Raw genomic sequence first — 26,008 nt, forward strand, 5'->3', positions numbered from 1 at the left:
ACGGTGTCCGGAACCCGTCACCTACCCCCGAGGAGGCAGTATGCGCCCGATGGTCCCCCTGTCGATCGACACCGACCCCTGGCGCGCGCTGCTCTCCCGCTCCGATATCCGGATGCACGACGGCATCCTGCACGTCGTCGACGACACCTCGACCCCCTCGATCGCCGAGCGCGACGATCTGCTCACCGCGGCATCCGCGATCGAAGCGGCCGGCGTGCGCGTGCTGCTCGTGCGCGACGCGAACCGTCGCCCGAAGCTCGTGGTCGACACCGCCGACGCCGAGGCGGCGCTGACGGCGCTGCGCGACCCCGAGCTCGGGCCGATCTACCTCAAGGCCCGCGGCGAAGACCCGGTGCCCGCGCACAGCGTGCATCCCTCCGCCGGTTCGGTGCAGGCGTACGCCGTCTTCCGTCCGCGCACCTCGACCGAGGGCTCCTACCGCTACGGCGCCTCGCTCGCGCCGCGGCTCGAGCTCTGGCGGTTCGGGGAGAAGACGATCGAGGCGCCCCGCCCCAGTGCCCTCACCCGCCGTCGATTCGCGGCGGCCGACCTCGACCTGGTCGAGATCGAGCGCTACGGGCGCCGGTGGATGACCGTGTCGGGCATGTTCGACCCGCACCCGAACGAGTTCACCGCCGAGGTCGACATGGTCTTCTCGTGGGTCGACGGCTCGTCGAGCGAGTTCCAGCGCCAGCGCGCGGCGCGGATGAAGGGCTACGTCGTGGGCGACGGCGACGACAACGCCGCCCGTTACCGCCAGGTCGACGAGCTTCGCTACGCGCTGCGCAGCGTGCACATGTACGCGCCGTGGGTGCGACGCATCTTCATCGCGACGGACTCCCCCACCCCCGAGTGGCTCGCCGATCACCCGAAGGTGACGATCGTGCGCAGCGAGGACTTCTTCGCCGACCCCTCCGTGCTGCCCACGCACAACTCGCACGCGGTCGAGGCGCAGTTGCATCGCATCCCGGGGCTGGCCGAGCACTTCCTCTACAGCAACGACGACATGTTCTTCGGTCGCCCGGTGACGCCGGAGCTGTTCTTCAGCGGCGGCGGCGTGAGCCGTTTCGTCGAGAGCGGTGTCCGCATCGGCAGCGGACCGGCGCACATCGAGCGCTCCGGTCACGACAACGGCCTGCGCGTGAACCGCGGGCTGCTGAAGGAGCGCTTCGGGCGCGTCATCACGCTCGATCTCGAGCACTGCGCCACCCCGCTGCGCCGCTCCGTCGCGTTCGAACTCGAGCGCGAGTTCGCCGACGACTACGCCCGCACCGCGGCCAGTCGCTTCCGCTCCGCCACCGACATCTCGGTGACGAACAGCCTCTACCACTACTACGCCCTGGCGACCGGTCGCGCGATCGTCACGACCGAGCCGCGCACCCGCTACGTGCAGACGACGCAGCTGGACTCGCTGCGCACGATGGAGCGCCTCGTGTCGCGTCGCGACACCGACATGTTCTGCCTCAACGACGGCAGCGTGCCCGAGATCCCCGAGGAGGTGCGCGTGCCCGCGCTGCGCGCCTGCCTCGAGCGGTACTTCCCCGTGGCGGCGCCGTGGGAGAAGGAAGCGCTTAGCGAAGGATCGGCAACGGCGTCGTCGGCGGCGACACCGGTCCGCTGAACGCCCGCGACGCCGGCACTACCACGCCGGCGTCGCGCAGCCGTCGCTGCGATTCCTCGGCATCCACGTACTGCAGGGCCGCGCTGGCTTCGAGCGGCACGACCGAGTGGACCACCGTCTCGTCGTAGACGTGCACGAGGTTGAATCCCTGGGCGGAGTCCTGCGGACGGGTTCCGCCGACGGGCACCATGAGGTCCTGCGTGTAGCAGGTGGCCGAGGCCACCGACACGGGGATGCCGGCGAACGTCGCGAACGTCGAGTAGTGCAGGTGCCCCGCGAGGATCGCGCGCACGTCGGATCCGCGGAGCACCTCGGCGAGGCTGCGCTGATCGCGCAGCTCGACGGATGCCGCGAGCTCGAGGACGCTCGGCACGGGCGGGTGGTGCATGGCGAGGATCGTGCCCAGGGGCGCGGGGGTGGCGAGCACGTCGGCGAGCCAGCGCAGCTGGGCGGGGGCGACCTCGCCGTGGTGGGCGCCCGGGACCGACGTGTCGAGGGTCACGATGCGCAGGCCGTCGAACTCGTCGACGCGGTCGACCGGCGCGGTCGGCGCGGCGCCGTCGCCCGGAAGGAGACGCGAGCGGAAGGCCGAACGGTCATCGTGGTTGCCCATGACCCAGACCACGCGCGTGGAGAGGCGCTCGGCGAGCGGTTCGACGAGGGCCGCAACACGGTCGTAAGCGTCGCTCTCGCCGAAGTCGGCCAGATCGCCGGTGAACACGAGCGCGTCAGGACGGATGCCGGAGGCCTCGATCGATGCGACCGCCCGGGCGAGATAGGCCTCGGAGTCGACGTCGTCGTACAGCGGCGCACCGCCGGCACGGAGGTGGGTGTCGCTCAGGTGCAGCAGCACCCGTTCGGCGCGGGGGTACTCGGCGTAGCGCATCTCGTTCCTCTCGGGCCGTCGGGTACGACCTCGTCACCGGCGTGATGCTCCCGGTTGGCTCGAAATGTTACCGGCATGTTTCAGGAACGCGTGGTGAACACGTCAAGAATTGCCTGACGGGCGTCTCCCCTCCCGGCGAGCCGCGCGAGTCGCCGAGACCGTCGCGGGAGCGCAGCCCGAAGCGACGATTCTTGGCGAGTCGGGCGAGGGGCGCGGGCGGCCGGGGCGTCAGGACGAGGCGGCGATGCGGGCGTAGTCGTCGACCGTGAGCTGCTCGCCGCGCAGGGTCGGGTCGACCCGCGCCGCCTCGAGGCGCGCGGACGCGTCGGCCGCCGTGCCGCCGAGCACCCCGGCCAGCGCCTGACGCAGCATCTTGCGACGCTGCTGGAAAGCGGCGTCCACGATCCGGAAGGTGCGGAGCCGGTGCTCCTCGGTGCCGCGGGGCTCGGCATCCCGCTCGAAGGCGACCAGCACGCTGTCGACGTTCGGCACGGGCCAGAACACCTGGCGCGACACGGTTCCGGCCAGGCGCCACGAACCGTACCAGGCCGCCTTCACGCTCGGTGCGCCGTACACCTTCGACCCCGGAGGGGCGGCGAGACGCTCGCCCACCTCGGCCTGCACCATGACGACGCCGCGCTGCAGGTAGGGGAAGGTCTCGAGGAAGTGCAGCAGCACCGGCACCGACACGTTGTACGGGAGGTTCGCGACGAGCACGCTCGGCTCGCCCGGCAACTCGTCGACGCGCAGCGCGTCGGCGTCGATGACCTGGAGGCGCCCCTCGGGCACGTCGTGCGCCGCCGCGGTCACGGGGAGGCGCTCGGCGAGCCGGTGATCGATCTCGACGGCGACGACCGAGGCTCCGGTCTCGAGGATCGCCAGCGTGAGGGATCCGAGGCCCGGACCGATCTCGACGACCCGGTCGGATGCCGTGACCCGGGCCGCCTGCACGATCTTGCGCACCGTATTGGCGTCGACGACGAAGTTCTGCCCGAGCTTCTTGGTGGGGGTCACGTCGAGGTCGGCGGCGAGCCGACGGATCTCGGCGGCACCGAGCAGCGAAACAGGCATTGTTCCACTGTAGTCAGGGCTCCGCCAGAACCCTTGCTGAGCGCGAGCCGGGAGTAGCGTGATCAGGTGAGTCAAACGCAGTCGATCCCCGCAAACGCTTTCACCCTGCGAAGCCCCTACGGGCGACGAGCCATCGGGCTGTCGGTTGCGGCGGCGGTCGGCGGCTTCCTCTTCGGATTCGACTCCTCCGTCATCAACGGTGCCGTCGACGCGGTCGAGGGCAACTTCGAACTCACCCAGGTGCTGACCGGATTCGTCGTCGCGGTCGCGCTGCTGGGCTGCGCGGTCGGCGCGGTGGTCGCCGGAGCCCTGTCGGACCGCTGGGGCCGACTGAAGGTCATGCTCCTCGGCGCCGTGCTGTTCTTCGTCTCGTCGATCGGTGCCGCCCTCACCTTCAGCGTCCCCGACCTGATCCTCTGGCGCGTCATGAGCGGCCTCGGCATCGGCATCGCGTCGGTGGTGGCCCCGGCCTACATCGCCGAGGTGGCTCCGCGTCAGATCCGCGGCTCGCTGGCGTCACTGCAGCAGCTCGCGATCACGCTCGGCATCTTCGGCGCCCTGCTCTCCGACGCGCTCCTGGCGAACTCCGCCGGCGGCGCGGCCAATCAGCTGTGGCTGGGTCTGGAGGCCTGGCGCTGGATGTTCCTCGTCGGCGTCATCCCTGCGGCGGTGTACGGCATCCTGTCGTTCACCGTTCCCGAATCCCCGCGCTACCTGCTCGCGAAGGGCAAGCGCGACGAGGCGAAGGCGATCTTCGCGCGCCTCGTGCCGCCCGCCGATCTCGACAAGACGATGAACGAGCTGTCGAACACGATCGAGGCCGACCGCAAGAACAAGAACGTCTCGCTGCGCGGCCCCGTGCTGGGCCTGCAGGGCATCGTCTGGACCGGCATCCTGCTGTCGGTGTTCCAGCAGTTCGTGGGCATCAACGTGATCTTCTACTACTCCACCACGCTGTGGAAGGCCGTCGGCTTCGACGAGAGCAACTCGCTGTTGATCTCCGTCATCACCTCGGTCACGAACGTGGTCGTGACCTTCGTCGCGATCTTCCTGGTCGATCGGGTGGGCCGGAAGCCGATCCTCATCACCGGCTCGCTGCTGATGACGCTGTCGCTGGGCGCGATGGCCCTCTCGTTCGCCTTCGCCACCGGCTCGGGCCAGGACGTGTCGCTCCCCGCACCCTGGGGCAGCGTCGCGCTCGTCGCCGCGAACGTCTTCGTCGTCGGATTCGGCGCCTCGTGGGGACCGCTGGTGTGGGTGCTCCTCGGCGAGATCTTCCCGAGCCGCATCCGCGGCAAGGCGCTCGGCGTCGCCGCGGGCGCGCAGTGGATCGCCAACTTCGCCATCACGGTGTCGTTCCCGGCCATGTCGAGCTGGTCGCTGCCGCTCACCTACGGCATGTACGCCCTGTTCGCGGCCTTGTCGTTCGTCTACGTGCTGCTGCGCATCCCGGAGACCAAGGGCATGGAGCTGGAGCAGACCGAGACGCTGTTCGTCCGCAAGCCGAAAGACGCCGCCACGGCCTGACCCCGGATGCCGAGAGGCCGGCGCCCTGCGGGGCGCCGGCCTCCGTCGTTCGGGCGTTGTCTGCGCCCACGTGATCTCTGCGATCTGCACAAGCTCAGCGGCATCCGCGGCTTCCCGGCTGAGGATGCGCGAATCACTGAGCCTGAGCAGTGCCAGCGGCACGCGCCGCCACAACCTCCGCGATCCGCACAAGCTCAGCGGCATCCGCGACGATCCGGCTGAGGATACGCGAATCGCTGAGTCTGCGCAGCGCACGCAGCCACGACCTCAGCGGCATCCGTCGCCATTCGGCTGAGGATGCGCGAATCGCCGAGATCCGCGCTCGCGTCAGTCTTCGAACGCGCCGTAGACCTCCAGGGTGTTCGCGGCGACCCGGGCGGCGAGCTCGTCGGCATCCATCGACAGTTCTGCGGCGAGGAAGCGCAGCGTCACGGGGATCAGGTACGGCGCGTTGGGGCGGCCGCGGTACGGAGCCGGCGTGAGGAACGGGGCGTCGGTCTCGACGAGGATGCGATCCACCGGGGTGACTGCGAGGGCGTCGCGCAGGTTCTGCGCGTTCTTGAAGGTGACGTTGCCCGCGAACGAGAGGTAGTAGCCGCGGTCGGCGGCGATCCGGGCCATGTCGGCGTCGCCGGAGAAGCAGTGGAACACCGTCTTCTCGGGAGCGCCGACGCGCTCGAGCGTCTCGAGCACGGCCTCGTGGGCGTCGCGGTCATGGATCTGCATCGCGATGCCGTGCTTCTTCGCCAAGGCGATGTGCGCTTCGAAGGAGCGGATCTGGGCGGGGATGCCGTCGGCCTCGGTGCGGAAGAAGTCGAGTCCCGTCTCGCCGATCGCGCGCACCCGCGGTTCGGCGGCGAGCTCGTCGATGACGGCGATCGCGGCATCCAGCTCCCCCGCCTGATCGTAGACGGGGGCCTCGTTGGGGTGGATCGCGACCGCCGCGAGAACGCGCGGGTGGGACCGCGCCGCCCACGCCGACCAGCGCGAAGAGTCGACGTCGCCGCCCGCCTGCACGACCCCGTGCACGCCGACCGCGAGCGCGCGTTCGAGCTGCTCGTCGAGCGACAGGCCGGTCTCGCCATCCTCGATCTCGAGGTGCGTGTGGTTGTCGTAGACCGGGACGCCGACGGGCTCGGGCGCCGGCGGATAGCTGACGTCGCGCCGACCGTCGGTGGAGCGCTCGCGGACGTACTGGCTGGGGTCGGTGCCGTCGATCGTTCCGCGCGGGCGCTCGACCGGGGTGGAACCGGCGGCGGGCCGGGGGGCGGAGGCGTCGACGGGCTCATTGGCCGCCGCTGCACCCCGGGCCGACGCCGACTCCGCGACCGACGCCCCCGGGGCCGCCGCCGACTCGGAGGGCATCGCCGTCACGCCTGCTCGACGCGCGGGAAGAGCGGCGTGAGCGGGGTCACCGTGGCACCCGCCGGCAGCAGGCCCCACGCGCCCGCCTCGCGGATCGGCTGGTCGACGAGTGCGCCGAGGCCCTGCTCGGCGCCGAGGGCGACCCACAGCTTCGCGGTCGCGGCGGGCATGACGGGCGACAGCAGCACGGCCAGGGAGCGCAGTCCCTCGGCCGCGGTGTAGAGGACCGTTCCGAGACGCTCGCGCTGAGTCTCGTCCTTCGCGAGCGCCCACGGCTCGTTCTCGGTGATGTAGCCGTTGAGCGCGTCGACGATGGTCCAGATCGCCGAGATCGCCTCGTCGATGCGGAAGCGTTCGATGGCGGCGTCGGCGGCGGTCGCGGCATCCGCCACCACCTTCTGGATCGCGAGGTCGAGCGCGGTCGAGGGTCCCGCCTGCGGGACGACACCGTCGAAGTACTTCGAGATCATCGCGACCGTGCGCGACGCGAGGTTGCCGAAACCGTTGGCGAGCTCCGCCTGGTAGCGGGCCGACAGGTCTTCCCACGAGAACGAGCCGTCCTGGCCGAACGCGATGGCCGAGAGGAAGTAGAAGCGGTACGCGTCGGAACCGAAGACGTCGGTGATCTCGGTCGGCGCGATGCCGGTGAGCTTCGACTTCGACATCTTCTCGCCGCCCACGAGCAGCCAGCCGTGCGCGAAGACCCCGCGAGGCACGTCGAGACCGGCGGCCATCAGCATGGCCGGCCAGATGACCGCGTGGAAGCGGAGGATGTCTTTCCCGACCACGTGGAACGCCGGCCAGCGACGCGCGAACTGTTCGGGATCGGTGCCGTAGCCGACGGCGGTGGCGTAGTTCAGCAGCGCGTCGACCCACACGTAGATCACGTGCGACGGGTCCCAGGGGACGGTGATGCCCCAGTCGAACGCCGAGCGCGAGATCGAAAGGTCTTTCAGACCGCTGCGCACGAACGAGACGACCTCGTTGCGGGCCGATTCGGGCCGCACGAAGTCGGGCTCGGTCTTGTAGAGCTCGAGCAGGCGGTCCTGGAACTCGCTGAGCTTGAAGAAGTAGTTCTTCTCCTGCAGCAGCTCGAGGGGCTTCGAGTGGATGGCGCACACCTTGAGGCCCTCGAAGGGCCCGGTGCCGTCGACGATCTCGGCCTCGGGCTTGAACTCCTCGCAGCCCACGCAGTACAGCGCCTCGTACTCGCCGGCGTAGATGTAGCCGCGGTCGAAGAGCGCCTTCACGAATCGCTGCACGCGCTCTTCGTGGCGCGGCTGCGTCGTGCGGATGAAGTCGTCGTTGGCGACGTCGAGCGTCTCGAGCAGCGGGAACCACGACTCGGACACGAGCTTGTCGACCCACTCCTGCGGGGTGACGCCATTGGCGGCGGCCGCGCGCAGCATCTTCTGCCCGTGCTCGTCGGTGCCGGTCAGCATCCAGGTGTCGTCGCCCGCCTGGCGGTGCCAGCGCGCGAGCGTGTCGACGGCCACCGTCGTGTACCCGTGCCCGATGTGGGGCAGATCGCTGGGGTAGTAGATCGGCGTCGTGATGTAGAAGGATCGGCCGGAAGTCACTCGGAGATTCTACGGGGAGGCTCCGACACGGCCGCGCGTGTGACGGGCGGTCAGGCCGAGGCGCGCACGACCAACGTCGTCGGCAGCACCACCGGCTCGACCGCTCGACCGTCGATCGCGTCGAGCAGAAGGGTGACCATGCGCTCGCTCAGCTGCTCCCACGGCTGACGCATGGTCGTCAGGGGCGGCTCGTGCGTCGCGGCGAGTCCCGAGTCGTCGAAGCCGGCGACGGCGATGTCGTCGGGCACCCGTCGTCCCGCGCGGCGCAGCGTCTGCACGGCCCCCGCCGCCATGAGGTCGGATGCCGCGAACACGGCGTCGATGTCGGGAGCGCGCTCCAGCAGCCGCTCCATGGCCGCGGCACCGGAGTCCTGCGAGTAGTCCCCCACCTCGACCAGCTCCGGGTCGAAGTCGTCGCCCATCTCGTCACGGAACCCCACGAGGCGGAAGCGTCCGCCCGGCGTGTCGTCGGGCCCGGCGATCATGGCGATCCGCCGATGCCCGTGCGCCCGCAGGTGCGCCGTCATCGTGCGCGCCGACCCGGCTTCGTCGACGGAGACGCTCAGCACCTCGCTGCGATGCCCCAGGGGCACCCCGCACGCCACGGTGGGGATCCCGGCGTCCATCAGGGATTCCAGCAGGGGATCGGCCTCGTGCGAAGAGATGAGGAGAACGCCGTCCACGTGCCCGGCGCTGACGTAGTGCGCGACGTTCGCGCGCTCGGCCGGGGTGCCGGCGATGAGGAGGACGAGCGTCATCTGACGCTTGGAGAGGGCCTCGGCGGCACCGCGCAGCAGCAGGGCGAAGGTCGGGTCGTCGAAGAGCAGGTGCTGCGGCTCGGTCATGAGGAAGGCGAGGGACCCCGCGCGTCCGGTGGCGAGACTTCGCGCGGCGTGGTTGGCGGTGTAGCCGGTGCGCTCGATGGCATCCTCGACCGCCGCGCGCGCATCCGGAGACACCCAGTGGCCGCCGTTGATGACGCGCGAGACGGTGCCGCGTGACACGCCCGCGGCTGCCGCGACGTCGCGGATCGTCGGCTTGCGCCGAACGGTCGGGGTCTGCTCCATGCGGGAATGCTATCGGCCGCGAGACGGTCCGGGACGCCGACACCGAGCCGAGACTGGGACCGGTCACAGTTTGGTAACGAACATCGACCCGTTGTTGCGCGATGCGGCCGGACCGCCGGAGGCTGTGACCGGTCCCAGTCCGGGACGCACGAAGATCCGATGGAGTGTCATGACCCGCGTTACCCCCTGGCCCGCTCTCGACGGCATCGCGTACGGCGGTGACTACAACCCCGAGCAGTGGCCCCGCGAGGTCTGGGACGAGGACGTGCGCCTCATGCGCGAGGCCGGCGTCAATCTGGTGAGCGTGGGCATCTTCTCGTGGGCCCTCCTCGAAAAGTCCGAGGGCGTCTTCGACTTCGCCTGGCTCGACGAGCTCCTCGATCTACTGCACGCCAACGGCATCCATGTCGACCTCGGCACCCCCACCGCCTCCCCTCCCGCGTGGTTCTTCCACGCCCACCCCGAGGCGCGGGTCGTGACCCGCGACGGCCGCACGATGGGCTTCGGCTCGCGGGGCATGGCATCCCCTTCCTCCCCCGCGTACCGCACCGCCGTCGCGCGCATCGCCGACGCGCTCGCGACGCGCTACGCCGCGCACCCCGCGGTCGTGATGTGGCACGTGCACAACGAGTACGGCGTGCCCGTCGGCGAGGACTACTCCCCCGCCTCGGTGGCCGCCTTCCGCGACTGGCTGCGCGAGCGGTACGGCTCGCTCGACGGCCTCAACGCGGCCTGGGGCACCGCGTTCTGGGGCCAGCACTACGGCGAGTGGGAGCACGTGGGCGCCCCCGCCGACGCCCCGAGCGTCGTCAATCCCGCGCAGCGCCTCGACTTCGCGCGCTTCACCGACCACCAGTTGCGCGCGTGCTTCCGGATCGAGCGGGATGCCATCCGCGCCCACGCCACGCAGCCGGTCACGACGAACTTCATGGCGAACCAGAGCTGGACCACCGACCTGTGGGCCTGGGGCCACGAGGTCGACATCGTCTCGGACGACCACTACCTCTGGGCCGCCGACCCCGACGGACACGTGGGCCTCGCCATCGCGGCCGACCTGTCGCGCTCGGTGGGTCGGGGTGCGCCGTGGATCCTCATGGAGCACTCCACCTCGGCCGTGAACTGGCAGCCGCGAAACGTCGCCAAGCGCCCGGGCGAAATGGCCCGCAACTCGCTCACGCACCTGGCCCGCGGCGCCGACGCGATCCTCTTCTTCCAGTGGCGCGCCTCGCGCTCGGGGGCGGAGAAGTTCCACTCGGCGATGCTCCCCCACGCGGGCACCGACTCCCGGGTCTGGCGCGAGGTCGTCGATCTCGGCACGGCCCTGGGTCGCCTGGGCGAGGTGCGCGGAGCGCGCGTGCAGGCCGAGGCCGCCGTGCTGTGGGACTTCGAGTCGTTCTGGGCGCAGGACCTCGAGTGGCGTCCCTCGGTCGACGTCACCCACCAGGCGCAGGTGCGCGCGTACTACGAGCAGCTGTGGCGCGACGGCATCACCGCCGACTTCGCTCTGCCCGGTCACGACCTCTCGGGCTACCGCCTGGTCGTCGTCCCGGCCCAGTACCTGCTGTCGAAAGCGGATGCCGACAACCTCGCGACGTACGTCCGCGGCGGCGGCACGCTGGTCGTGTCCTTCTTCTCGGGCATCGTCGACGAGAACGACGCCGTGCACCCGGGCGGCTACCTCGCTCCCCTGGCCGAGGTGCTCGGCGTGCGCGTGGAGGAGTTCCTTCCGCTCCGCGAGGGCGAGACGACGACCCTCGAGCGGGCCGACGGCGCGGCCCTCACCGCTCGCGCCTGGGCGGAGGACCTCATCGTCGACGGGGCCGACGTCGTGGCCCGCTACGTCGACGGCCCGGCCACCGGGCGCGCCGCCCTCACCCGCCACGCGTACGGCGCCGGGACCGGCTGGTACGTCTCGACGAGCCTGGATGCCGACAGCCTCGCGCACGTGATGGCCGCCGCCTACGCCGACGCCGGGGTCTCGGCATCCGTCGTCCCGGCCGGGTGCGAGGTCGTCGTGCGGCGCTCCGCCGAGCACGACTTCACGTTCGTCGTCAATCACCGCGACGACGCCGTCGAGCTCTCGCTCGATGGCACCGAACTCCTCACCGGCGCATCCACGGGCGGTGCGCTGACGGTTCCCGCGGGCGGCATCGCCGTCGTCCGCTCCGCACGGGAGGAGGCCGGCCGGGCCTGACGGGCCGGCATCCCACTCCGAACGACACCCGGCCGCACCGATGCGACCGGGTGGACGGGCCGCGAGGACCGCGACCCCGCACGACCCGACCGCGACCACCGCGGTCACCCGAACCGACCGCAATGGCTGCGGTCGCACAGAAAGGGACTCCTCATGCGCATGACAGCACCCCGGCGCACGCTCCTCGGCTCGGCGGCGATCCTCGCCGTCTCGGCCCTCGCCCTCACCGGCTGCTCCGGCGGCGGATCCGGCGACGACTCCGCCCCGGGCGGCGACGGCCCCGAGATCGTCGTCTGGACCGATGCCGAGCGCGAGCAGGCCATCGGCGACGCCGCGAAGGCGTTCGAGGAGGAGACGGGCGCGACCGTGCGGCTCGTGCAGAAGAACTTCGAGGACCTCCGCAACGACTTCATCGCCCAGGTCCCCACCGGCGAAGGCCCCGACATCACCGTCGGCGCGCACGACTGGCTCGGCGCCCTCGTCGCCGCGGGCGTCGTCGACACGATCGACCTCGGCGACACCGCCTCGAACTTCGAGCCCGTCGCGCTGGAGGCCATGACCTACGACGGGCAGCTCTACGCCCTGCCGTATTCGCTCGAGACCGTCGCCCTGGTCCAAAACACCGCCCTCGTCGGCACCGAGGCGCCGGCGACGTGGGACGACATGATCCAGCGCGGTCTGGCATCCGGGGCCGAGCGCCCGTTCGTCATCAACACGGCCGGCGAGACCGGCGACGGCTACACGATGTACGGGCTGCAGACCTCGTTCGGCGCCCCCGTGTTCGTCCAGGATGCCAGCGGCTCGTACACGTCCGAGGTGGGCATGGGCGGGGCCCCGGGCGAGAGCTTCGCGCAGTGGCTGTCGACCAACGGGAAGGCCGGCTACCTCTCGACCACCATCGACTACGACATCAACAACGAGCTCTTCGCGAGCGGCAAGGCGCCGTACACCATCCAGGGCCCGTGGGCGATCAGCTCGTTCGAGGGCATCGATGTCGCGGTGAACCCGATCCCCAGCGCCGGCGGCGAGACCGCCGCGCCCTTCGTCGGCGTGCAGGGCTTCTACCTCAGCGCGCAGAGCAAGAACGCGCTGCTCGCGACGGAGTTCCTCGTCAACTACCTCGGCACCGAGGACGCCCAGCGCGCCCTCTACGAGGCCGACCCGCGCATCCCCGCCTACACCTCGCTCGGTCAGGAGGTGGCATCCGACCCGATCATCGCCGGCTTCCTCGCCTCGGCCCAGAACGGCGTGCCGATGCCCTCGATCCCCGAGATGGGGTCGGTGTGGGACCTCTGGAACGCCGCCGAGGCGCAGATCATCTCCGGCGCCGAGCCCGTCTCGACCTGGAACCAGATGATCACCGACCTGCAGAGCACGCTGGCCGGCTGACGACACGCTCCGTGGGCGGGCGCGGTTCCCCCGCGCCCGCCCGCGGTACCACCCCGACGAATCCGGAGCACCCATGTCGGTCACCCCTCCCGTCGCGCCCCCGGGCGCGGCCCCCACCGCCCCCGCGCCCCTCCCGGCACGCGAATCGCACGCCCGCAGCTTCCGCGGCATCGGCGTGGGCTTCGTCGTGAAGCTCATGATCATGGCGGTCGTCAACGCCTTCGGCATCCTGACGATCCTCACCGCCGTCGGCGCCGAGTCCTGGCTGCTGGCCTCGATCACCGCCGTGCTGCTGATCGTCGCCGACATCGTCTACTTCACCCGGCGCGCCCTGCCGCTGAAGTACCTGCTGCCGGGGCTGATCTTCCTTCTCGCGTTCCAGGTCTTCATCTTCGGGTACACCGCCTACATCGCCTTCACGAACTACGGCACCGGTCACGCGGGCTCCCAGTCGCAGGCGGTGGATGCCACTTTGATCCAGGGCGAGCGCCGGGTCGACGACTCCGCCACCTACCCGATGGCCGTCGTCGAACGCCTCGGCACCTACGGCCTCGCGATCGCCGACGACGACGTCGTGCGCGTGGGGACACCCGACGAACCCCTGGCGACGGTCGAGGGCGAGATCGGGGCGAGCGGCGCCCCCACCGAGGTGTCGGGCTGGACCGTGGTGCCGCGTGCCGAGGTGCTCACCGACCCCGCGGTGCAGCAGGCCGCCGCGAGTCTCCGGGTGCCCCTGTCCGACGACCCCAACGACGGCGCGTTGCGCACACGCGACGGCTCGACCGCGACGGTCTACACCTCGACCCTCGTGTGGGACGAGGAGGCGCAGACCATCACCGACACCACGACGGGCACGGTCTACGCCGCGACCGACCGCGGCAGCTTCACCTCCGCCGACGGGCAGAGCCTGCCCACCGGCTGGTACGTCAACGTGGGGTTCGAGAACTTCCTGCGCGTCTTCACCGACGGCGCGCTCCTGCAGCCGCTGCTGTCGGTCACGGGCTGGACGTTCGCGTTCGCGATCCTGTCGGTCGTGGTCAGCTTCGGCCTCGGGCTGCTCTTCGCGATGATCTTCAACGACCCGCGCGTGCGAGCGCGGAAGTTCCTGCGGACTCTGTTCATCCTCCCGTACGCGTTCCCCGCGTTCATGTCGGCGCTGCTGTTCCGCGGCATGTTCAACTCCGAGTTCGGCGTGATCAACGACGTCTTCTTCTTCGGTCTGCCGATCAACTGGCTCGGCGACCCCGTGCTCGCGAAGCTCGCCGTGCTGTGGGTGAACGTGTGGCTGAGCTACCCGTACTGGTTCCTCGTCTGCACCGGCGCCCTGCAGGCACTGCCCTCCGACACCCTCGAGGCCGCGCAGCTCGACGGCGCCGGCCGCTGGCGCTCGTTCCGCTCGATCGTGCTGCCGCTGCTGCTGGTGTCGACCGCTCCGCTGGCGATCTCGTCGTTCGCGTTCAGCTTCAACAACTTCACCGTCATCTACATGTTCAACAACGGCGGACCCGCGATACCCGGGGCGCCCTACGCGCTGGGCTCGACCGACATCCTCATCTCCGCCATCTACGACATCTCCGGGGTCTCGGGCGGTGCCGCCGACTACGGCCTCGCGAGCGCCCTGTCGATCGTCGTCTTCGTCGTGGTCGGCGCGATCTCCGCCCTCGCCTTCCGCCAGACCCGCAAGCTCGAGGAGTTCGCATGACCGTCACCGCACGCGGCACCGGGCCCGACGCCGCCCGCAGCACCCCCGCGAGAAAGCGCCGCTGGCTCGCCGAGGTCGGGTGGAAGTACCCCGTCGCCGCGCTCATCGCCTTCTACGCGCTGTTCCCGCTCGTCTACGTGCTGTCCGCTTCGCTCAACCCGCGCGGGAGCCTCGCCTCGTCGAACGCGCTGTTCTCGGCGGTCGATTTCTCGAACTACGCCGCCCTGTCGGACACGAGTTACTGGACCTGGGTCGGTAACACCCTCCTCGTGGGCGGTGTCGCCTCGGTCGGCGCGGTGCTGATGGGCGCCGCCGGCGCCTACGCGTTCTCGCGCTTCCGCTTCTCGGGGCGGCGGGCGAGCCTCACCGGCCTGCTCATCGTGCAGATGTTCCCCCAGGCGCTCGCGTTCGTGGCGATCTTCCTCATGCTCCTGACCATCGGCGAGGTCGTCCCCGCGCTCGGCATCAACTCGAAGCTCGCCCTCATCTGCGTCTACCTCGGCGGCGCGCTCGGCGCGAACACCTTCCTCATGTACGGCTTCTTCAACACGATCCCGATCGAGATCGACGAATCGGCCAAGATCGACGGCGCGACCCACGCGCAGATCTTCTGGAAGCTCATCATGCCGCTGGTCACGCCGATCCTCGCGGTCGTCGCGCTGCTCGCCTTCATCGCCGCGTTCGGCGACTACATCCTGGCGCGCATCATCCTCGTGTCCGAGGACAACTGGACCCTCGCCGTCGGCATGTACCAGTGGGTCTCGAATCAGCTCACCTCCCGGTGGGGCCTGTTCGCCGCGGGATCGGTGCTCGCGTCGATCCCGGTCCTCGCCCTGTTCCTGTCGCTGCAGCGTTACATCGTCGGCGGCCTCACCCAGGGGTCGGTCAAGGGCTGAGCCCCGACCGCCCCGTCCTCGATCGATGGAGATCCGGATGCCGAATCACCCCCGTCCCACGGCCCTCGCGGCCCTGACCCTCGGCGTCGCCCTCGCGGTGGCGCCCCTCACGGCGGCCCAGGCCGCACCCGCCGACGAGCCGGTCGAGGCCGGGATCACCGTCCCGCGCGTCGAGGGCCTGGCATCCGACTTCGCCCTCGGCGTCGACGTGTCGTCGGTGCTGTCGCTCGAGGCGTCGGGAGTCGTGTTCCGCGACGACGACGGCGCCCCCGCCGACCTGTTCGAGGTGCTCGCCGATCACGGCGTGACCGACGTGCGCGTGCGCGTGTGGAACGACCCGTTCGACGCCGAGGGCCGCGGGTACGGCGGAGGCAACGTCGACGTCGACCGCGCCGTCGAGATCGGCGAGCGCGCGACCGCCGCCGGCCTGGGCGTCGCCGTCGATTTCCACTACTCCGACTTCTGGGCCGACCCCGCCAAGCAGAAAGCGCCGAAGGCCTGGGCGGGGATGGATACCGCCGAGACCGCCGACGCGGTCGGCGACTTCACCCGCGAGGCACTCACCGAGTTCGTCGCCGCCGGGGTCGACGTGGAGCTCGTCCAGGTGGGCAACGAGACCAACGGCGGGGTGGCCGGCGTGACCGGCTGGCCCGACATGGCGCGGGTGTTCTCGGCGGGAGCCGCCGCCGTGCGCGAGGTCACGCCCGACGCCCTCGTCGCCGTGCACGTGACGAACCCCGAACGCCCCGGCCATTACGCCGCGTACGCCGCGGAGCTGGCCGCGAACGAGGTCGACTACGACGTGTTCGCCTCGTCGTACTACCCGTTCTGGCACGGCACGACCGAGAACCTCACCGCGGTGCTGCGCCAAGTCGCCGAGACGTACGACAAGAAGGTCATGGTCGCCGAGACGTCGTGGGTGCGTACGCTCGACGACGCCGACGGTCACCCCGACGTGATCGACGCGGCCTCCGAGGCCGAGGCCTACCCCATCAGCGTCCAGGGTCAGGCGACCGCGCTGAGCGACGTCGTCCAGGCCGTCGCCGATGTGGGCGACGCCGGCATCGGCGCGTACTACTGGGAGCCCGCGTGGCTGCCCGTCGGCTCACCCGACGAGCTCGCGCAAAACCGGGTGCTCTGGGAGCGCGACGGCTCGGGCTGGGCCACGAGCTTCGCGGGCGAGTACGACCCGGAGGATGCCGGTGAGTACTTCGGCGGATCGGCGTGGGACAACCAGTCGCTCTTCGACGTCGACGGCACCCCGCTCGAGTCGCTGCGCACCTTCGCCTACGTCCGCACCGGCGCGGTCGCACCCCGGGAGGTCACGGGCGTCGACACCGTGCGGCTCTCCGTGACCGTCGGCGACGCGGCGGCGCTCCCCGAGCGGGTGACCGTGCGCTACAGCGACGGAACGAGCGAGGAGAGCCCGGTGACCTGGGAGGCCGCGCCCGACCTGTCGCGCCCCGGCGTCTTCGAGATCGCCGGCGCGACCGCCGAAGGTCACGCCGCTCTCGCGGTCGTCACCGTCTCGGCCGAGAACCTCCTGCGCAACCCCGGGTTCGAGGAGCCCGACGTCTCGATGTGGACCGTCGAGGGCCCGCTCTCCCTCCGCGCGACCGACGACCCGCGCACGGGCGAGCACTCGGCCCACTTCTTCGCCGCCTCGGCGATGTCGTTCACGCTCGAGCAGCGCGTCGACGACCTCCCGGCCGGTCGGTACGTCGCCGCCGGAGCGCTGCAGGGCGGCGCGTTCGGCGACGGGACGGCGAGCATCGAGCTGATCTCGGATGCCGACACCTCGACCGCCCCGTTCACGGCGGGCGGATGGCGGGTGTGGTCCGAACCGCGCACCGACGAGATCGAGATCGCCGAGGGCGAGAGCCTCACCGTCCGGGTGAGCGCCGAGCTGCCCGCCGGCGCGTGGGGGACGATCGACGACCTCGGGCTCGAGCGCGTCGGCGATGCCGCGCCCGCCCCCGGCGGACCGACGCCCGGTGAGCCCGGCCCGACGCCCACGCCGGATGCTCCGTCACCCGCACCGACGGAGCCCGCTCCGGCCGAGCCCGTGCCGGCCCCCGCGGCGCCCGTACCCAGCAGTCCCGCACCCGCCTCGGTGACGCCCGTGCCGCCCTCCGCACCGGTGCCGGGTCTGGCCGAGACCGGCACGAGCGTTCCCCTCGGCATCCTCGCCGCCGGACTCCTCGCCCTCGCGACCGGAACGGTCCTGATCGCCCACCGCCGCCGCTCGCGCTCTCCACGCGCATAAGGGGTCGGAAAATGTCGCCTGGCAGCTCGCCAGGCGACATTTTCTGACGCCTCGCGCGGCTAGCGCGCGGCCAGAGCGGCCTGGTATAGCTCGCGCGAGGAGTGACCGGTCTGCGACGACACCTCGGCCGCGGCCTCCTTGAGCCGCGTGCCGCTGCGCACGAGCTCGAGGGTCTGGGTCACGGCATCCGGGAACGCCACCTCGCGCGCCGAGGCGCCGCCCACGACGATCGCGATCTCACCGCGCACGCCCTCGGCCGCCCACGCGGCGAGTTCGCCGAGGGGCCCCCGCTTGACCTCTTCGTAGAGCTTCGTCAGCTCGCGGCAGACGGCGGCGGGGCGATCGGCGCCGAACGCCCCGGCGAGGTCGTCGAGAGTGGATGCCAACCGCGACGGCGACTCGAAGAAGACGAGGGTCCGCTCCTCCGACGCGAGCTGCGCGAAGGCCCGGCGACGTTCGCCGGGCTTGCGGCGCGGGAAGCCCTCGAACGCGAACCGGTCGGTCGGCAGGCCCGCCACGGCGAGCGCGGTGACGACCGCGCTGGGGCCGGGAAGGGCTGTGACGGTGACGCCCGCGGCCGCGGCGGCGGCCACCAGGCCGAACCCGGGGTCGCTGACCGTCGGCATGCCGGCGTCGCTCAGCACCAGCAGATCGTCGACGCGGGCGAGCTCGACGAGCTCCGCCGCGCGCTCCTTCTCGTTGTGGTCGTGCAGGGCGATCAGACGCGGGCGGTTCTCGACGCCGAGGCCCGCGAGCAGGCGCTGCGTCGTGCGGGTGTCTTCGGCGGCGACGACCGTGGCGTTCTCGAGGGCTTCGACGAGACGCCGCGAGGCGTCACCCAGGTTGCCGATGGGGGTCGCCGCGAGGATGATCACCGTTCCACCTTAGGCTGGGGGCCGTGAGCACAGCCGTCTCCCCCCTGCTCCCCGACGAGCAGACGCGCCTCGATCGCTGGCGCGACGCCCTGCTCTCCACCCCCCGCGGGATGCGGCTCTGGCGATGGCTCGCGCCGACCCTCGTGACGCTCGTTGCCGCCGTGCTGCGCCTCGTCGACATCGGCAACCCGCACCAATTGGTGTTCGACGAGACGTACTACGTCAAAGACGCCTGGAGCCAGTGGGTGCTGGGCTTCCCCTCGACGTGGCCCGACGACGCCGACGCGAGCTTCGCGGCCGGCGACACCGACGTGTTCACCGGGATCGGCAGCTACGTCGTGCACCCCCCGCTGGGTCGGATCCTCATCGGCGCGGGGATGGCCCTGCTCGGACCGGACTCGGCCACCGGGTGGCGCATCTCGGCCGCCGTCATCGGCACGGCGACGGTGCTCGCGATCTACCTCTTCGCGCGGACGCTCACCCGGTCGATCCCCCTCGCCACCGTGGCATCCGGACTCTTCGCCATCGACGGTCTCGGCATCGTGCTCAGCCGCATCGCGCTGCTCGACATCTTCCTGACGTTCTTCATCGTGCTGACGTTCTGGTTCGTCGCCCTCGACCACCGTCGCTCCGGCGACCGGATGGCCGGCCTCGTCGCGGCGCGCGGACTCGAGCATCCGATGTGGGGGCCGATCCTGTGGAACCGTCCGTGGCTGCTCGCCGCCGGCGTCGCCGCGGGAGCCGCCACGGCCGTGAAGTGGTCGGGCCTGTACGTGATCGCCGCCGTCGGCGTCTACGCCGTCGTCACCGACGCGCTCGCGCGCCGCCGCGCCGGGATCGTGCAATGGCCGATGGATGCCGTGCGCCAGGGCCTGGCATCCTTCGTGCTGCTCGTGCCGGTGGCCGCCGTCGTCTACGTCGCCAGCTGGTCGGGGTGGCTCTTCACCACCGGCGGGTACAAGCGCGGGACGCCGGTGGATGCGACCGGCTTCTGGGCGTGGGTCCCCGAGCCGCTGCAGCGCCTGTGGGCGTACCACCAGGAGATGTACGCCTTCCATGTGGGCCTCGTCACCCCGCACAGCTACGCGAGCCCCGCGTGGCAGTGGCCGCTGCTGATCCGTCCCACCTCGATGTACTGGCACCAGGATGACGCGGGCGTCAACGGCTGCGCCCTGCCCACGGGCTGCACCGAGGCGATCTCGAGCATCGCGAACCCGATCATCTGGTGGGCGGGCGTCGCGGCATCGCTCTTCCTGCTCGTGCGGTTCGTCATGGTGCGCGACTGGCGCTACGCCCTCGCGCTGACGGGGCTGGCGGCGACCTACGTGCCGTGGCTGCTCTATCCCGAGCGCACGATCTTCCAGTTCTACACGGTCGCGATGCTGCCCTTCCTCGTGCTGGCCCTCGCGTTCACGCTGCGCGAGATCGCGCGCGGGGTGAGGGGCTCGACGCGTCTGAGCGGCCAGGTCGTCGTGCTCGCGTTCCTGGGGCTGTGCGTCGTCGTATCGGCGTTCTGGTATCCGGTGTGGGCGGGGCTCCCCGTGCCGTACGAGTTCTGGCGACTGCACAACTGGCTGCCCACCTGGATCTGACGGGGTCCAGACGGATGCCGAGGGGGCCAGCGTGACGCGAGGAGACGAGTGGCTGCACGACCCGCGGCCGGTGCAGCGGGTGAAGCTGTTCCGGGACGCGCCGGTGGACCGCGGGGCGTGGCCGGCGACGGTGCCGGCGGTGGCGCAGTTCCTCGACGTCGCCGGGGCGGACGGGTGGGAGTTCGACCCCGGTGTGACCTTCCTCGTCGGGGAGAACGGCTCCGGCAAGTCCACGCTCATCGAGGGCATCGCCGAGGCGGCGGGGCTGCCCGCCGAGGGCGGGTCGACCAACGGCGGGGGCGAGACGCGGCGCACCGAGAGCCCTCTCGGCGAGTGGTTGCGGATCGAGCGGAGCCCACGTGCCCCGCGGTGGGGCTTCTTCCTGCGGGCCGAGACGATGCACAGCTACTACTCGTGGCGAGACGATCTCGGTGGCCCGGCGCCGAGCCTGCACGAGATGAGCCACGGCGAGTCGTTCAGCACTCTCCTCGACGAGGTGCTCGACCACGAGCGTTACGTCGCGGGACTTGCCTGCCTGGATGAGCCCGAGGCGGCTCTGTCGTTCTCCTCCACGCTGCGCTGGCTGGCCTCCCTCGACCGCATGCGCTCACGGGGCACGCAGGTGATCTGCGCGACGCACTCCCCCGTGCTGGCGGCCCTGCCGGGCGCGACGATCCTCGAGCTGGGCGAGTGGGGCATCCGCGAGAGCTCCTGGGACGACCTGGAGCTGGTGCGGCTGCACCGGGGGTTTCTGGAGGCGCCGGGGAGGTTCTTACGGCACCTGTTGGAGTGAGCGGATGCCGGGAACGACCACTTCGACTCGCTCTCCTCAGACCAGCCGCCCCGGGTCCGTCGTCGGCAACGCGCAGGTGAACGCCCGGCAGTCGTAGGCCATGGCCTCGCCGCCCTGCGCGACCTTCCCTTCGAACAGCTCGAAACCGGCCGCGGCGAAAGCACGCGCCTGCGCCGGGGACACCACCGCGACGACGTCGGCGGCGACCCGGCGCGCGGCATCGGCGATCTCGGCATCCGCCTCTCCCACCACGACCACCTGACGCGGTGCCGTGGCGAGCCCCGTCGCGACCTCGAGGATGGCCCCGTGCGCGAGCGGCGAGGCGAGGGCGACGTCGGCGGCGCCGCGCACGAGGGTGTCGGCGGCGGCGCGGTAGCGCTCCCCCGCACCGAGGCGCCAGAGGTCGAGGGACGCGGCCGCGAACACCGATGGACCCGACGGCGACGCACCGTCGGTGGGAACCCCGTGGGGCTGCATGCCCTGCGCGACGAGCACCGCGTCTCCGCCGCCGGGCGGATGGATGCCGTCGTCACCCAGGCACAGGTCGACCAGCGCCCGTGCCCGCTCGGCGTAGGCCACCTCGCCGGTCGCGCGGGCGAGGGCGAGGAGGCCGCGGGCGAGGCCCCCGTAGTCCTCGAGAGTCGCGGGGGCCGTGGAGCGCACCTCGTCGAGCGAGGCGCGGCGGAGCGTGCCGTCATCGTCGACGTTGCTCTCGAGGACCGCGTCGGCGGCCCAGCGAGCGGCTTCGAGGAAGCGCGGGTCGGTACGGGTGCCGGCGGTGGCCAGCGCGGCGATCGCGTGCCCGTTCCAGCCGGTGACGACCTTCGCGTCGAGGGCCGGAGGCTGCAGCCCCGAGCGGTCGGCGACGCGGTAGTACCCGCCCTCGGAGCGCTGCCCGTCGATGATCGACTCGGAGTCCTGCGCCGCGGCAATTCCGCCCGACGGCAGCTGCAGGATGTCGACGAGGAAGCGCGCGGCATCCGTGGCCGCAGCCTCATCCCCCGCCGCGAGCGCGACCTCGACGAGCCCGGCGTTGTCGGTCAGCATCCGCTCGTAGTGCGGCACGCTCCAATCGCGCCGCGTGGCGTAGCGGAAAAAACCGCCCTCGACGGTGTCGTGCAGGTCGGAGCCCACCATGGCGGAGAGAGCGCGGGATGCCACGGCCGCGGCATCCGGAGCCTCCGGCGCCAGAGCGGGGTGCTGCAGGAACCGCAGCACAGGGGTGTTCGGGAACTTCGGCGTCTCGAACGCGGGGCCGGCGGCGAAGCCGGCATACTCGCGGTCCTCGCGCGCGGCGACCGTGCGGGCGGCGGCGGCGAGCTGGTCGAGGGTCGGTGCCGCGTCAGCGGGGGCCGTCGCGGCGGCGGCGAGGGCGTCGCGGAGCGAGGAGCCGGTGGCATCCACCTCGGCGCGTCGCTCGGTCCACGCCTCGCGGACCGCGGCGAGCACCTGGCGGAACGAGGGCTGCGGCGGGCGGGGCGCGGGCGGGAAGTAGGTGCCCGCATAGAAGACGCGGCCCTCGGGGGACGCGAAGACGGTGAGGGGCCAGCCCAGGTGCGGGGTGAAGGCGGAGGCGGCGTCGAGATAAGCGGCGTCGACGTCGGGGTTCTCTTCACGGTCGACCTTGATCGACACGAAGCCGTCGTTCAGGATGCCGGCGGTCTCGGCATCCTGGAACGACTCCCGCGCCATGACGTGGCACCAGTGACAGGTGCTGTAGCCGATCGAGATCATCACGGGGACGTCTCTCTCGGCCGCGAGCGCGAACGCCTCGGCCCCCCACGGGAACCACGCGACGGGGTTGTCGGCGTGGGCCCGTAGGTAGGGGCTCGAGGCGTTCGCGAGGCGGTTCACATCGCGCCCGGCGTCAGTTGAGGTCGTCGGGGTGGGTTCCGACGCGGCCCGAGCCGTCGCCGGGGTCGACGGCGTCGATCGCGGCCATCTCGTCGGCGGTGAGCTCGAAGTCGAACAGGTCGAAGTTCTCCTCGAGACGCTCGCGGCGCACCGACTTAGGGAACACGATGAAGCCGTGCTGGATGTGCCAGCGCAGCACGGCCTGAGCGGGGCTCTTGCCGTGGGCTTCGGCGGCATCCTTCACCGCGGGGATCTCGAACAGTTCGTACTTGCCCTGGCCGAGCGGGCCCCACGACTCGATGTGCATGTCGTGCTCCTGGCCCCAGGCCGCGATCTCGCGCTGGCTGAGGGCGGGGTGCAGCTCGATCTGGTCGACCACGGGGGTCACACCGGTCTCGGCGACGATGCGGTCGAGGTGCGGCACGAGGAAGTTCGAGACGCCGATCGAGCGCGACTTGCCCGCCTCGCGGATCTCGATCATCTTCTGCCACGCGTGGACGTAGTTGTCGTTCTTCGGCGTCGGCCAGTGGATGAGGTACAGGTCGACGGCGTCGAGCTGGAGCTTCTGCAGGCTCTCGTCGATCGCGGCGAGCGGCTCGTCGCCGTCGTGGCGGTCGTTCCAGAGCTTGGTCGTGACGAAGAGCTCGTCGCGCGGGATGCCGCTGGCGGCGATGGCGCGGCCGACACCCTCTTCGTTCTTGTAGATGGCGGCGGTGTCGATGTGGCGGTAGCCGACCTCGAGGGCCTCGGACACGGCGCGCTCGGCGTCGTCGGCGGGCACGAGGAACACGCCGTAGCCGAGCTGGGGGATGGAGTTTCCGTCGTTGAGCTGAACAGAAGGAACGGTCATGGATCGAGCCTAGAAGGGGCGGGCGGATGCGGCGCCGGGGTTGACGCGCCCCGCGAGGGTCACGACGCGGGAGGCGCGAAGGCCGCCCTCGCGAGCGCCTCGGCCACGAGCCGCACGTTCTCGACGACGGAGCCGCCCGTGACGCGGACCCACCCGCCGACACCCGCCCCCTCGGCACCGGCGGCTCCCAATTCGGCGGCTACCGATCCGGAGATCTCCGGGGCGTCGATGACGAAGGGCGTCCCCGCGGCCACCGCGATACCCTCGGCCGCGAGGTGCACGAGCGCCGCGCGTTCGTCGCGCACCGGCATCCACAGGTTGATCCCGTCAGGCTCCCCCACCTCGACGCCGAGACGGCGGAGCGCGGCGGCGAGGCGATCGAGACGGTCACGGTAGATGAGCCGCGCGGTGCGCACCGGGGCGATCGAGCGGGCATCGGTGAGGAGCTCGAGCAGGATCGACTGAAGGAGCCGCGAGGTCCACCCGGGACCGAGCATGCGGCGGCGGATGATGCGCTCGACGATCTCGGACGGGCCACCCAGGGCCGCGATCCGCAGGTCGGGTCCGTGCGACTTCGAGAATCCGCGCACGTGCACCACCTGCCCCGGGATCCACAGCGCGAGCGTCACCGGCGGCGCCGACGCGATCAGCGCCGAGTGGTCGTCCTCGATCACGGTCACCCGCGTGCCCCCGGGCACCGTCAGCAGAACATCGGCGAGCCGTCGCGCGCGATCGATCGACATCGAAACCCCGGTCGGGTTCTGGGCGCGCGGCTGCAGCACGAGGGTGGACGGACGCTGAGCGAGGGCGAGCGCGAGCGAGGCGGGAAGGATGCCGTCGCGGTCGCTCTGCAGGGGCAAGGGGACGCCGCCCGCCGCCTCGACGAGGTCGAAGATGTACGGGAACCCCGGGGATTCGACGGCCACGCGATCACCGAAGCGGACGACCTGTTCGACCGTGCGCGAGATCCCGTCGAACGCTCCGTCGACCACGGTGATCGCCTCGACACCGCGTACCGGCCACTGCTCGCGCAGCAGGTCGTGCAGCTCCGGCAGCACGGGCAGGTCGTGGTAGCGACCGGTGTCGGCGCGCGGTCGGGCGAGAGCGAGAGCGCGCTCGAGCGAGGGGAGCATCGCCGGATCGGGTGTGCCCAGAGAGAGGTCGAGGGCGACGGATGCCGCACCCCGGCGGCCGTCGCCGAGTCCGGGCGGTACGGCGACCCCCGCGCCGACCGCGGGAGCGGAGAGCCCCCGGACCCGCGGACTCAGCCATTCGCGCTTCTCGGTGCGCACGAACGTCCCCGCGCGCCCCCGGGACGTGACGACGCCGGCGTCGGCGAGCGCACGCCACGCGGTGGCGACCGTGCCGGTCGACACCTCGAGCGCGGCGGCGACCTGGCGCACGGTCGGGAGCCGGTCGCCCGGCGGGAGCGTGCCCTCGCTGACCAAGCGCGCGATCTCCGCGGCGAGGCCCGCGGCGGTGCGTTCGACGAGGGTGTCGGGCGCCAGCATCCGGTCCTCCAATTTACGGGGGTGTCACTCGTGGAAATCGTCGGGAAATGTTCAGACGCGACAGTAACAGAACACGACACGACCGGGCGGACGCGCGGTCGAGAGCGAGGAGAACCCGATGACGACGGTGCGAGCGGCCATCACGCAGACGACGTGGACCGGCGACAAGGAATCGATGCTCGACAAGCACGAGCAGTTCGCGCGGGATGCCGCTGCGGCCGGAGCGCAGGTCGTGTGCTTCCAGGAGCTGTTCTACGGTCCCTACTTCGGCATCACGCAGGACCAGAAGTACTACCGCTACGCCGAGCCGGTCGACGGTCCGATCGTGCAGCGCTTCGCCGCACTCGCGAAGGAACTCGGGCTGGTCTCGGTGCTTCCCATCTACGAAGAGGCACAGACCGGGGTCTACTACAACACCTCGGTCCTCGTCGACGCGGACGGCTCGGTGCTCGGCAGCTACCGCAAGAACCACATCCCGCACCTCGACAAGTTCTGGGAGAAGTTCTACTTCCGTCCCGGCAACCTCGGCTACCCCGTCTTCGACACCGCGGTCGGCAAGGTCGGCATGTACATCTGCTACGACCGGCACTTCCCCGAAGGCTGGCGCGAGCTGGGCCTGAACGGCGCGCACATGGTCTTCAACCCCAACGCGACCAAGCCCGGGCTCTCCAACCGCCTGTGGGAGGTCGAGGGTCCCTGCGCCGCGGTCGCCAACGGCTACTTCGTTCTGCAGCCCAACCGGGTCGGCCGCGAGGACAACGAGTACGGCGACGAGGCCGTGTCGTTCTACGGGACCAGCCAGGTGATCGACCCGCGCGGCAACCACGTCGGCGCGGTGGGCTCGTCGGAGCACGAGGAGATCCTCATCCGCGACCTCGACATGGATCTCGTGCAGCAGATGCGCGACGACTGGCAGTTCTACCGCGACCGCCGGCCGGACACCTACGGCGAGATCGTGGAGGCCTGACC

The 26,008-nt window shown here is 71.1% G+C and carries 19 protein-coding genes; 10 read left to right on the forward strand and 9 right to left on the reverse strand.

Features of this window, described 5'->3' with window-relative positions:
• Positions 1 to 40: 40 nt before the first annotated feature.
• Positions 41 to 1,621, forward strand: a complete 1,581-nt coding sequence (locus ACFZA2_RS12935; protein WP_391405450.1) for a stealth conserved region 3 domain-containing protein — start codon at positions 41 to 43, stop codon at positions 1,619 to 1,621.
• Here ACFZA2_RS12935 and ACFZA2_RS12940 read toward each other — a convergent pair.
• The gene (locus ACFZA2_RS12940; RefSeq protein WP_391405453.1) at positions 1,572 to 2,507 is read right to left on the reverse strand and encodes a phosphodiesterase; all 936 of its coding nucleotides are present in this window, start codon (positions 2,505 to 2,507) and stop codon (positions 1,572 to 1,574) included. The two genes, ACFZA2_RS12935 and ACFZA2_RS12940, sit on opposite strands and share 50 nt — an antisense overlap.
• 228 nt (positions 2,508 to 2,735) lie before the next feature.
• Complete coding sequence (gene rsmA, locus ACFZA2_RS12945; RefSeq protein WP_391405456.1) at positions 2,736 to 3,578, reverse strand: 16S rRNA (adenine(1518)-N(6)/adenine(1519)-N(6))-dimethyltransferase RsmA; 843 nt, start codon at positions 3,576 to 3,578, stop codon at positions 2,736 to 2,738.
• A 66-nt stretch (positions 3,579 to 3,644) separates the two neighbouring features.
• On the opposite strand from rsmA, the gene ACFZA2_RS12950 reads away from it, so the two are divergent.
• Entirely contained in the window at positions 3,645 to 5,105 is a 1,461-nt protein-coding gene (locus ACFZA2_RS12950) for a sugar porter family MFS transporter (RefSeq protein ID WP_391405459.1), read from the forward strand.
• Between the two features lie 327 nt (positions 5,106 to 5,432).
• Here the strand turns inward: ACFZA2_RS12950 and ACFZA2_RS12955 are convergent, their stop codons facing one another.
• Genes ACFZA2_RS12955 through ACFZA2_RS12965 form a run of 3 tightly spaced genes read right to left on the reverse strand, consistent with a single transcriptional unit; the run spans position 5,433 to position 9,117 of the window.
• Positions 5,433 to 6,470 (reverse strand): TatD family hydrolase, encoded by a 1,038-nt coding sequence (locus tag ACFZA2_RS12955; RefSeq protein ID WP_391405462.1) that lies wholly within the window; start codon positions 6,468 to 6,470, stop codon positions 5,433 to 5,435.
• 5 nt (positions 6,471 to 6,475) lie between these two features.
• Entirely contained in the window at positions 6,476 to 8,050 is a 1,575-nt protein-coding gene (metG, locus tag ACFZA2_RS12960; RefSeq protein ID WP_391405465.1) for a methionine--tRNA ligase, read from the reverse strand.
• Between the two features lie 50 nt (positions 8,051 to 8,100).
• Complete coding sequence (locus ACFZA2_RS12965; RefSeq protein WP_315994644.1) at positions 8,101 to 9,117, reverse strand: LacI family DNA-binding transcriptional regulator; 1,017 nt, start codon at positions 9,115 to 9,117, stop codon at positions 8,101 to 8,103.
• Positions 9,118 to 9,286: 169 nt separating this feature from the next.
• Here ACFZA2_RS12965 and ACFZA2_RS12970 point away from each other — a divergent pair, with 169 nt between their 5' ends.
• From ACFZA2_RS12970 to ACFZA2_RS12990, 5 genes are all read left to right on the forward strand, one after another.
• Positions 9,287 to 11,311: a beta-galactosidase gene (locus tag ACFZA2_RS12970; protein ID WP_391405469.1), complete on the forward strand. Its 2,025-nt coding sequence runs from the start codon at positions 9,287 to 9,289 to the stop codon at positions 11,309 to 11,311.
• Between the two features lie 153 nt (positions 11,312 to 11,464).
• Positions 11,465 to 12,700: an extracellular solute-binding protein gene (locus tag ACFZA2_RS12975; protein WP_391405472.1), complete on the forward strand. Its 1,236-nt coding sequence runs from the start codon at positions 11,465 to 11,467 to the stop codon at positions 12,698 to 12,700.
• Positions 12,701 to 12,773: 73 nt separating this feature from the next.
• Positions 12,774 to 14,402, forward strand: a complete 1,629-nt coding sequence (locus ACFZA2_RS12980) for an ABC transporter permease subunit (RefSeq protein WP_391405475.1) — start codon at positions 12,774 to 12,776, stop codon at positions 14,400 to 14,402.
• Entirely contained in the window at positions 14,399 to 15,298 is a 900-nt protein-coding gene (locus ACFZA2_RS12985) for a sugar ABC transporter permease (RefSeq protein WP_391405478.1), read from the forward strand. Before ACFZA2_RS12980 ends, ACFZA2_RS12985 begins: the two co-directional genes overlap by 4 nt.
• A 37-nt stretch (positions 15,299 to 15,335) precedes the next feature.
• Positions 15,336 to 17,564 (forward strand): glycosyl hydrolase 53 family protein, encoded by a 2,229-nt coding sequence (locus ACFZA2_RS12990; protein ID WP_391405481.1) that lies wholly within the window; start codon positions 15,336 to 15,338, stop codon positions 17,562 to 17,564.
• Positions 17,565 to 17,623: 59 nt separating this feature from the next.
• On the opposite strand, the gene rsmI is transcribed toward ACFZA2_RS12990, so the two are convergent.
• Positions 17,624 to 18,439 carry a 16S rRNA (cytidine(1402)-2'-O)-methyltransferase gene (gene rsmI, locus ACFZA2_RS12995; protein WP_391405484.1) on the reverse strand — a complete coding sequence of 272 codons (816 nt, stop codon included), beginning with the start codon at positions 18,437 to 18,439 and terminating at the stop codon, positions 17,624 to 17,626.
• A 23-nt stretch (positions 18,440 to 18,462) separates the two neighbouring features.
• On the opposite strand from rsmI, the gene ACFZA2_RS13000 reads away from it, so the two are divergent.
• Positions 18,463 to 20,031 (forward strand): dolichyl-phosphate-mannose--protein mannosyltransferase, encoded by a 1,569-nt coding sequence (locus ACFZA2_RS13000; protein WP_391405487.1) that lies wholly within the window; start codon positions 18,463 to 18,465, stop codon positions 20,029 to 20,031.
• A 31-nt stretch (positions 20,032 to 20,062) separates the two neighbouring features.
• Complete coding sequence (locus ACFZA2_RS13005; protein ID WP_391405490.1) at positions 20,063 to 20,824, forward strand: AAA family ATPase; 762 nt, start codon at positions 20,063 to 20,065, stop codon at positions 20,822 to 20,824.
• 36 nt (positions 20,825 to 20,860) lie between these two features.
• Here ACFZA2_RS13005 and ACFZA2_RS13010 read toward each other — a convergent pair whose 3' ends face one another.
• Genes ACFZA2_RS13010 through ACFZA2_RS13020 form a run of 3 tightly spaced genes read right to left on the reverse strand, consistent with a single transcriptional unit; the run spans position 20,861 to position 25,039 of the window.
• A complete protein-coding gene (locus tag ACFZA2_RS13010; protein WP_391405493.1) occupies positions 20,861 to 22,678 on the reverse strand; it encodes a thioredoxin domain-containing protein in 1,818 nt (605 codons plus the stop codon).
• 13 nt (positions 22,679 to 22,691) lie between these two features.
• A complete protein-coding gene (locus ACFZA2_RS13015) occupies positions 22,692 to 23,528 on the reverse strand; it encodes an aldo/keto reductase (protein WP_391405495.1) in 837 nt (278 codons plus the stop codon).
• Positions 23,529 to 23,587: 59 nt separating this feature from the next.
• Positions 23,588 to 25,039, reverse strand: a complete 1,452-nt coding sequence (locus tag ACFZA2_RS13020) for an aminotransferase class I/II-fold pyridoxal phosphate-dependent enzyme (protein ID WP_391405497.1) — start codon at positions 25,037 to 25,039, stop codon at positions 23,588 to 23,590.
• 118 nt (positions 25,040 to 25,157) lie between these two features.
• Here ACFZA2_RS13020 and ACFZA2_RS13025 point away from each other — a divergent pair, with 118 nt between their 5' ends.
• The gene (locus tag ACFZA2_RS13025; protein ID WP_391405500.1) at positions 25,158 to 26,006 is read left to right on the forward strand and encodes a nitrilase-related carbon-nitrogen hydrolase; all 849 of its coding nucleotides are present in this window, start codon (positions 25,158 to 25,160) and stop codon (positions 26,004 to 26,006) included.
• Positions 26,007 to 26,008: the final 2 nt, after the last annotated feature.

Origin of the sequence: Microbacterium sp. NPDC007973 (genome assembly GCF_042958465.1) — a bacterium.
GTDB lineage: Bacteria > Actinomycetota > Actinomycetes > Actinomycetales > Microbacteriaceae > Microbacterium > Microbacterium galbum.

Excerpts from the sequence above, each read along its gene's own strand:
- ACFZA2_RS12935 (WP_391405450.1), top strand. The coding sequence starts at position 41 with ATGCGCCCGATGGTCCCCCTGTCGATCGACACCGACCCCTGGCGCGCG.
- ACFZA2_RS12940 (WP_391405453.1), bottom strand. The coding sequence starts at position 2,507 with ATGCGCTACGCCGAGTACCCCCGCGCCGAACGGGTGCTGCTGCACCTG.
- rsmA (WP_391405456.1), bottom strand. The coding sequence starts at position 3,578 with ATGCCTGTTTCGCTGCTCGGTGCCGCCGAGATCCGTCGGCTCGCCGCC.
- ACFZA2_RS12955 (WP_391405462.1), bottom strand. The coding sequence starts at position 6,470 with ATGCCCTCCGAGTCGGCGGCGGCCCCGGGGGCGTCGGTCGCGGAGTCG.
- ACFZA2_RS12965 (WP_315994644.1), bottom strand. The coding sequence starts at position 9,117 with ATGGAGCAGACCCCGACCGTTCGGCGCAAGCCGACGATCCGCGACGTC.
- ACFZA2_RS12970 (WP_391405469.1), top strand. The coding sequence starts at position 9,287 with ATGACCCGCGTTACCCCCTGGCCCGCTCTCGACGGCATCGCGTACGGC.
- ACFZA2_RS12975 (WP_391405472.1), top strand. The coding sequence starts at position 11,465 with ATGCGCATGACAGCACCCCGGCGCACGCTCCTCGGCTCGGCGGCGATC.
- ACFZA2_RS12980 (WP_391405475.1), top strand. The coding sequence starts at position 12,774 with ATGTCGGTCACCCCTCCCGTCGCGCCCCCGGGCGCGGCCCCCACCGCC.
- ACFZA2_RS12985 (WP_391405478.1), top strand. The coding sequence starts at position 14,399 with ATGACCGTCACCGCACGCGGCACCGGGCCCGACGCCGCCCGCAGCACC.
- ACFZA2_RS12990 (WP_391405481.1), top strand. The coding sequence starts at position 15,336 with ATGCCGAATCACCCCCGTCCCACGGCCCTCGCGGCCCTGACCCTCGGC.
- ACFZA2_RS13015 (WP_391405495.1), bottom strand. The coding sequence starts at position 23,528 with ATGACCGTTCCTTCTGTTCAGCTCAACGACGGAAACTCCATCCCCCAG.
- ACFZA2_RS13020 (WP_391405497.1), bottom strand. The coding sequence starts at position 25,039 with ATGCTGGCGCCCGACACCCTCGTCGAACGCACCGCCGCGGGCCTCGCC.
- ACFZA2_RS13025 (WP_391405500.1), top strand. The coding sequence starts at position 25,158 with ATGACGACGGTGCGAGCGGCCATCACGCAGACGACGTGGACCGGCGAC.